8 protein-coding genes are annotated in these 6,466 nt (G+C 70.4%); 6 read left to right on the top strand and 2 right to left on the bottom strand.

The annotated features are described in order from the left end of the window. Window positions 1–90: 90 nt before the first annotated feature. Window positions 91–1,044, bottom strand: coding sequence for a serine hydrolase (locus FB157_RS19255; RefSeq protein ID WP_145881332.1), 954 nt, complete (start codon window positions 1,042–1,044; stop codon window positions 91–93). Between the two features lie 150 nt (window positions 1,045–1,194). On the opposite strand from FB157_RS19255, the gene FB157_RS19250 reads away from it, so the two are divergent. Next, entirely contained in the window at window positions 1,195–1,926 is a 732-nt protein-coding gene (locus FB157_RS19250) for an SseB family protein (RefSeq protein WP_145881330.1), read from the top strand. Window positions 1,927–1,996: 70 nt separating this feature from the next. Here FB157_RS19250 and FB157_RS19245 read toward each other — a convergent pair whose 3' ends face one another. Next, a complete protein-coding gene (locus FB157_RS19245; RefSeq protein WP_145881329.1) occupies window positions 1,997–2,353 on the bottom strand; it encodes a DUF1844 domain-containing protein in 357 nt (118 codons plus the stop codon). A 360-nt stretch (window positions 2,354–2,713) separates the two neighbouring features. Here FB157_RS19245 and infC point away from each other — a divergent pair, with 360 nt between their 5' ends. From infC to FB157_RS19215, 5 genes are all read left to right on the top strand, one after another. Then, complete coding sequence (infC, locus tag FB157_RS19235; protein WP_186581573.1) at window positions 2,714–3,403, top strand: translation initiation factor IF-3; 690 nt, start codon at window positions 2,714–2,716, stop codon at window positions 3,401–3,403. Window positions 3,404–3,514: 111 nt separating this feature from the next. Further along, window positions 3,515–3,709 carry a 50S ribosomal protein L35 gene (gene rpmI, locus FB157_RS19230; RefSeq protein ID WP_004933563.1) on the top strand — a complete coding sequence of 65 codons (195 nt, stop codon included), beginning with the start codon at window positions 3,515–3,517 and terminating at the stop codon, window positions 3,707–3,709. A gap of 98 nt (window positions 3,710–3,807) precedes the next feature. Further along, window positions 3,808–4,191 (top strand): 50S ribosomal protein L20, encoded by a 384-nt coding sequence (rplT, locus tag FB157_RS19225; RefSeq protein ID WP_055492778.1) that lies wholly within the window; start codon window positions 3,808–3,810, stop codon window positions 4,189–4,191. Window positions 4,192–4,283: 92 nt separating this feature from the next. After that, window positions 4,284–5,144, top strand: coding sequence for an RNA methyltransferase (locus tag FB157_RS19220; RefSeq protein ID WP_145881327.1), 861 nt, complete (start codon window positions 4,284–4,286; stop codon window positions 5,142–5,144). A gap of 50 nt (window positions 5,145–5,194) precedes the next feature. Further along, window positions 5,195–6,340, top strand: coding sequence for an ATP-binding protein (locus FB157_RS19215; protein WP_145881325.1), 1,146 nt, complete (start codon window positions 5,195–5,197; stop codon window positions 6,338–6,340). The last annotated feature ends 126 nt before the right edge of the window (window positions 6,341–6,466 follow it).

Below are 6,466 nucleotides of genomic sequence, written 5' to 3'. Positions count from 1 at the left end.
CCGTGTGGTGCGTTCCTAGACAGCTCCACCACACCGGAGGTCTTCGCCATGATCAAGACCCAGTGTCAACAACGCTCGTGATCAATACACCTAGGACGCGGCGAACGAGGACACCGCAGCCTTCGCTGCGGCCTCCACCAACGTGATCCCCTCCGCCTGGCTCACCGTCCCCCTGGACAGCACGGCGACCAGGTAGTCGGAGCCGTCCACCGTCACCCGCCCGATGCTGTTCACGTCCCACAGCCCGGTCGTGCTACGCGCCAGCCACCCGTTCTTCAAAGCCCACGAAGACCCCACGGCGGCAGCCGACACCCCCCACTGCTGATCGGCCTCCACCCCCTTCATCAGCCCCTGGGCATAGGTCCGCGAGGCCGCGCTGAGCACCGACTCCTCCCCGAACACCTGCTGAAGCAGCACCAGTTGATCGGCCGCCGTGGTCTGAGTCAGCCCCCACAGCTCACCGTCACCACCCGAGGTCGCCGACAGCCCGAACCGCTCGTTCGCCGCGTCCAACCCCCCGGCCCGCCCGATCGTGTGCCACAGGGCCGTCGCGGACGCGTTGTCGCTGTTCTCGATCATCTTCGTGGCGTACGCCTTCTCGGAGGCGGCGAGATGCCGCCCGGCGTCCTGCGCCTGCAGCAGCAACGTCGCCAGGATGTCGACCTTGACGATGCTCGCCGTGTCGAAGGCTTCCTCGCCGTATCCGGCACTCTCCCCGGAGTCCAGTTCCAGCACCGCCGCCGACACCTGCGCGCCGGACGGCACGCTCACCGCGGCCATGGCCTTGGACAGCGCCGCCTTCCGGTCGACGGCCGACGGCGAAGTCGCGGGTTCCACCGATGCCTCCTCGCCCGCCGTGACCGAGGAGGAGGCCGACGGCGACCCCGCCGACGATACGGCCCCGGCACCGGAGTGCGCCCGCGTCTTCACATAGACCGTGCCGCCCGCCGTGACCCCGCTGACGGCGACCACGGCGAGCGCCGTGAAGAGAAGCGGGCGGCGGGAGCGGCGCGCACGGCGGCGACTGGCTCTGGGGGACTCCATGTCCGCGATGCTCGGGGCGCGGACTGTGCGCTCCGTTGGACGGGCCTTGGATCTGCCTCGGGGAATGCTGAGATTCCTGTGAGGCCGGTGCCGGCCCGGCTTCCGGCCCCGCACAAGCCCGGCAGCTTCCCCCCGATAGGGTCGGTGACCGTGGCGAACAAGAACATTCCCGACCCCGGCTTCTCCGACGACGACGGCTCCGCCGACCCCCGGCTGAGCGCCGCGCTCGCGGCCTGGGCCGAGGACCGCACCGCCGTCGGCCCCGTCCTGGAGGCGCTCAGGGGCGCCCGGCTGCTCGTGCCCGTGGTGGCCGTGCTCGGCGAGGTAGAGGAGGACGAGAACGGGCTGCGCCGCGAGAAGACCAGCGACATGGCCGTACCCACGCTGAAGGCCGGCGGCCGCACCGCCCTGCCCGCGTTCACCTCCACCGACTCCCTGGCCCGCTGGGACCCGGCGGCCCGCCCGGTCGCCGTGCCCCTGCACCAGGCGCTGCAGGCCGCCGCGCACGAGAAGGCGGACACGGTCGTCCTGGACCTGGCCGGACCGGTGCCGTTCGAACTGACCGGCCCCGCGCTGCTCGCCCTCGCCGAGGGCCGGACCAGCACCGACCCGCTCGCCGACCCGGCCGTCGTCGAGGCCGTCCGCGCCGCCGTGGCAGCCGAGCCCGCCGTGCTCCGTGCACACCTGGGTCCCGGTCAGGCCGACGGCACCCTCGCCCTCGTCCTCGACCCGGCCGCCGCGCCCGCCGAGGCCGCCCGCGCGGTCGCCGCGCGGCTGGCCGCCGACGAAACACTGCGGGCCCGCCTGGTGCGCGGCCTCGACCTGGCACTGCTGCCGGCCGGGACCACACCTCCGGGCGAGCCCTTGTTCGTGCGGGGATGAGCCCCCGTACGCGATGAGCCCCGTACGGGGTGAGTCCCCGTACGGAGAAGATCGGTCAGTCGTGGCCGGTCTAGCCGTAGACCGGCCCGGTGTACTTCTCGCCCGGACCCTGGCCCGGCTCGTCCGGGACGATCGAGGCCTCGCGGAAGGCCAGCTGCAGCGACTTCAGGCCGTCGCGCAGCGGGGCCGCGTGGAACGAGCTGATCTCGGTCGCGCTCGCGTCCAGCAGTCCGGCGAGACCGGTGATCAGCTTGCGGGCCTCGTCCAGGTCCTTGTACTTGTCGCCCTCCTCGCTCAGCCCGAGCTTCACGGCGGCGGCGCTCATCAGGTTGACGGCGACCGTCACGATCACCTCGACGGCGGGGACCTCGGCGATGTCCCGGGTCATCGCGTCGAAGTCGGTGTTCTCAGGAGGGGTCTCACTCATGCCTCACACGATAGGCGAGGGCGGGAGGTTGTCTTCATCAGCCCCACCCGGCCCCAATTAGCCCTTGTCAAGCGATCCTGCTAACCTGGTTGGCGACCGGCTGGACATGTCTGTGTCCGGCCAACAAGTGGAGGCTCCGATCTCCCACCTGACTGTCCCGAGGGACGGCGGGTCATCCGGTCAGGCGGCCACCATCGTTCCGTACGGACGATGGAGTCGCCCGATGTGCGCCCCGCGGTCAACGCGGCGGTGCTCCGGTTGTCGTTGGAGCCCCGCCTGTGATCGTCCGGGGCATTTTTTGTGCTTCGGCGCGGTTAGGTCTAACGAAAAGAGACATACGCGGCTGTCCGCCAGACCGCCGTGTGGTGCTACCGAGGAGGATCCATCAGCGCCGAGCCCCGCATCAACGACCGGATTCGCGTTCCCGAGGTGCGACTTGTCGGTCCCAGTGGCGAGCAGGTGGGCATCGTCCCGCTGGCGAAGGCACTGGAGCTTGCGCAGGAGTACGACCTGGACCTGGTCGAGGTCGCGGCGAACGCCCGTCCGCCAGTCTGCAAGCTCATGGACTACGGGAAGTTCAAGTACGAGTCGGCCATGAAGGCCCGTGAGGCGCGCAAGAACCAGGCGCACACGGTCATCAAGGAGATGAAGCTCCGGCCGAAGATCGACCCGCACGACTATGACACCAAGAAGGGTCACGTCGTCCGGTTCCTCAAGCAGGGCGACAAGGTCAAGATCACGATCATGTTCCGTGGTCGCGAGCAGTCCCGGCCGGAGCTCGGCTACCGACTGCTGCAGCGGCTGGCGGAGGACGTCCAGGACCTCGGTTTCGTCGAGTCGAACCCGAAGCAGGACGGCCGCAACATGATCATGGTTCTCGGTCCGCACAAGAAGAAGACCGAGGCGATGGCCGAGGCGCGTCAGGCGCAGGAGGCCCGCAAGGCCGAGGCGAAGGCCAACCCGGGCCGCTCGCAGAACGCCGCGGACCTCGAGAACGCCGAGACCGCCGAGAACGCCGAGGCCCCTGCCGAGGCTTCCGCCGAGGCGTGATCCCGGGGGACGCGAGTCCCCGAGGATGTAACCGATACAAGAGCGACGTTCCACCGTGCCCGGTTTCACGACCGGGCACCGGAACGCCACCGACGAGGAGAGAACGGCGCTATGCCGAAGAACAAGTCGCACAGCGGTGCCAGCAAGCGCTTCAAGGTCACCGGCTCCGGCAAGGTGCTCCGTGAGCGCGCCGGCAAGCGCCACCTGCTCGAGCACAAGTCGTCCCGCGTGACGCGTCGCCTCACCGGCAACGCCGAGATGGCCCCGGGCGACGCCGCGAAGATCAAGAAGCTTCTCGGCAAGTGACGTCGCGGCGCCGTCCGAGCGCCGTACGTCTGGACCGGGACCCAATCGTTTCCGGGTCGTGTGAGTACCCCCACGACCCCGCTACAAGGAGTTAACAAGTGGCACGCGTCAAGCGGGCAGTCAACGCCCACAAGAAGCGCCGGGCGATCCTCGAGCAGGCCTCCGGCTACCGCGGTCAGCGTTCGCGCCTGTACCGCAAGGCCAAGGAGCAGGTCACCCACTCGCTGGTCTACAACTACAACGACCGCAAGAAGCGCAAGGGCGACTTCCGTCAGCTGTGGATCCAGCGCATCAACGCCGCTGCCCGCGCCAACGGCATCACGTACAACCGCTTCATCCAGGGTCTGAAGGCCGCGAACGTCGAGGTCGACCGCAAGATCCTGGCCGAGCTGGCCGTCAACGACGCGGGTGCCTTCGCCGCCCTCGTCGAGGTCGCCCAGAAGGCGCTGCCGGCGGACGTGAACGCCCCCAAGGCTGCGTGACGCCGCGTCGGCTCCGGGCCGCGTGACTGAAGGGACCCGCAGGCTGCGGAAGCCTGCGGGTCCGCTTGTGTTTCGAAGCAGAGGTGACTTTCATGCCCCCCGTCAGCCCCGAGCTGATCTCTCCCCGGTCCGCCCGTGTGAGCGCCGCGCGGCGGCTCGCCAAGCGGAACTTCCGGGGCAAGGACCGGCTGTTCCTCGCCGAGGGGCCGCAGTCCGTGCGGGAGGCCGCCGGGCATCGGGCAGGCGGGCAGGCGACCCTCGTCGAGCTGTTCGCCACCGTGGAGGCCGCGGAGCGGTACGCCGACATCGTCGGAGAGGCCCGCGGCGCCGGCGCCCGGGTGCACCTCGCCTCCGAGGAGGTCATCGCCGACATCTCCACCACCGTCACCCCGCAGGGACTGGTCGGTGTCTGCCGGTTCCTGGACACCCCCTTCGAGGACGTCCTCGCCGCCCGGCCGAGGCTCGTCGCCGTACTCGCGAACGTCCGCGACCCGGGCAACGCAGGCACCGTGCTGCGCTGTGCCGACGCCGCCGGCGCCGAGGCGGTCGTTCTCACCGACGCCTCCGTCGACCTGTACAACCCCAAGGCCGTACGCGCCTCCGTGGGCTCCCTGTTCCATCTGCCGGTCGCCGTCGGCGTACCCGTCGAGCACGCCGTGGCGGGACTGAAGGACGCCGGCGTCCGGATCCTCGCCGCCGACGGAGCCGGTGACCGCGATCTGGACGAGGAACTGGACAAGGGCACGATGGGCGGACCCACCGCCTGGGTGTTCGGCAACGAGGCCTGGGGGCTCCCGGAGGAGACCCGCGACCTCGCCGATGCCGTCGTCCGCGTCCCCATCCACGGGAAGGCCGAGAGCCTGAACCTCGCGACCGCCGCCGCCGTATGTCTCTATGCGTCGGCCCGTGCACAGCGCGCCTCCGAAGGGTGCCGTTCCGTCACCGAGAGCTAGTAGGGTGGCCAGCTCGGGGCCCTGCGCCGTCTGAGAGGTGGGGTACGGGGATGAGTGTGGTCGGCACCAGCACTGCGCCGGACGGGCGGGACGTGCGCCGCACCCCCGCGCCCCGGCACGGTGACTGCGCCGAGACCGACCTCGGCATCGACCCCGACCAGCTGCCCGACGGCCTGGTCGTCGCCGACGACGACGGCCGGGTGATCTGCTTCAACGCCGCCGCCGAACGCATCACCGCCGTCCGTGCCGCCGACGCCCTCGGGCAGCAGCTGGAGCGGGCCCTGCCCCTGGAGGATCTGGAGGGCAGACGCTGGTGGCAGCTCACCGACCCCTACGGCGGTCTCGCCATCCGGGTACGGCAGCCCGAGCGCAACCTGCTGTTGCCCGGCGGCCGGGAGGTGCTGGTCTCGGCCCGGTACGTGCGCGCCGAACCCCTCGGGGCCGTCCACCGCGTCGTCGTCTGCCTGCGGGACACCGAGGCCCGCCGCCGCACCGAGCGCAGCCACGCCGAGCTGATCGCCACCGTCGCCCACGAACTGCGCTCCCCGCTGACCTCCGTCAAGGGCTTCACCGCCACGCTCCTCGCCAAGTGGGAACGCTTCACCGACGACCAGAAACGGCTGATGCTGGAGACCGTCGACGCCGACGCCGACCGCGTCACCCGGCTCATCGCCGAGCTGCTGGACATCTCCCGCATCGACAGCGGGCGGCTGGAGGTCAGGCGCCAGCCCGTGGACATAGGCGCGGCCGTCGGCCGGCACATCCAGGCCTACGTCGCCGCCGGGCAGCCCGCCGACCGCTTCCTGCTGCGCATCGAGCAGCCCCTGCCCGCCCTGTGGGCCGACCCCGACAAGGTGGACCAGGTGCTCAGCAACCTGCTGGAAAATGCCGTGCGGCACGGCGAGGGAACCGTCACCATTGATGTCACGCCCTCGGCATCCCCGCGCGAAGGCGAGGAAACCGGCACGTCGGTCACGGTGAGCGACGAGGGGCCCGGCATCCCGGAGGAATCCATGAACCGCGTCTTCACCCGCTTCTGGCGGGGCAGCAAGCGCGGTGGCACGGGTCTGGGGCTGTACATCGTCAAGGGCATCGTCGAAGCCCACGGCGGCCTCATCACGGTCGGCCGCGCCACCGGCGGCGGCGCCGAGTTCCGATTTACGTTGCCCGTGGCAGCCCCGGCGTATCTCGCCTAGCGGCCCACGGGCCATTCGTCCACCCCCACCCCGTTAGACTCGGCCTTTGGCACCTTTGTGTCCTTCACGCGGCCCTCGCGAGTCGGTGACGGGGACCATCCGCCAGCCAATCGGAAGCACGGGAAG

It is taken from the genome of Streptomyces sp. BK340 (assembly GCF_007827595.1).
In the GTDB taxonomy this organism is placed as follows: domain Bacteria; phylum Actinomycetota; class Actinomycetes; order Streptomycetales; family Streptomycetaceae; genus Streptomyces.
This window is presented reverse-complemented; position numbering and strand designations above follow the sequence as displayed.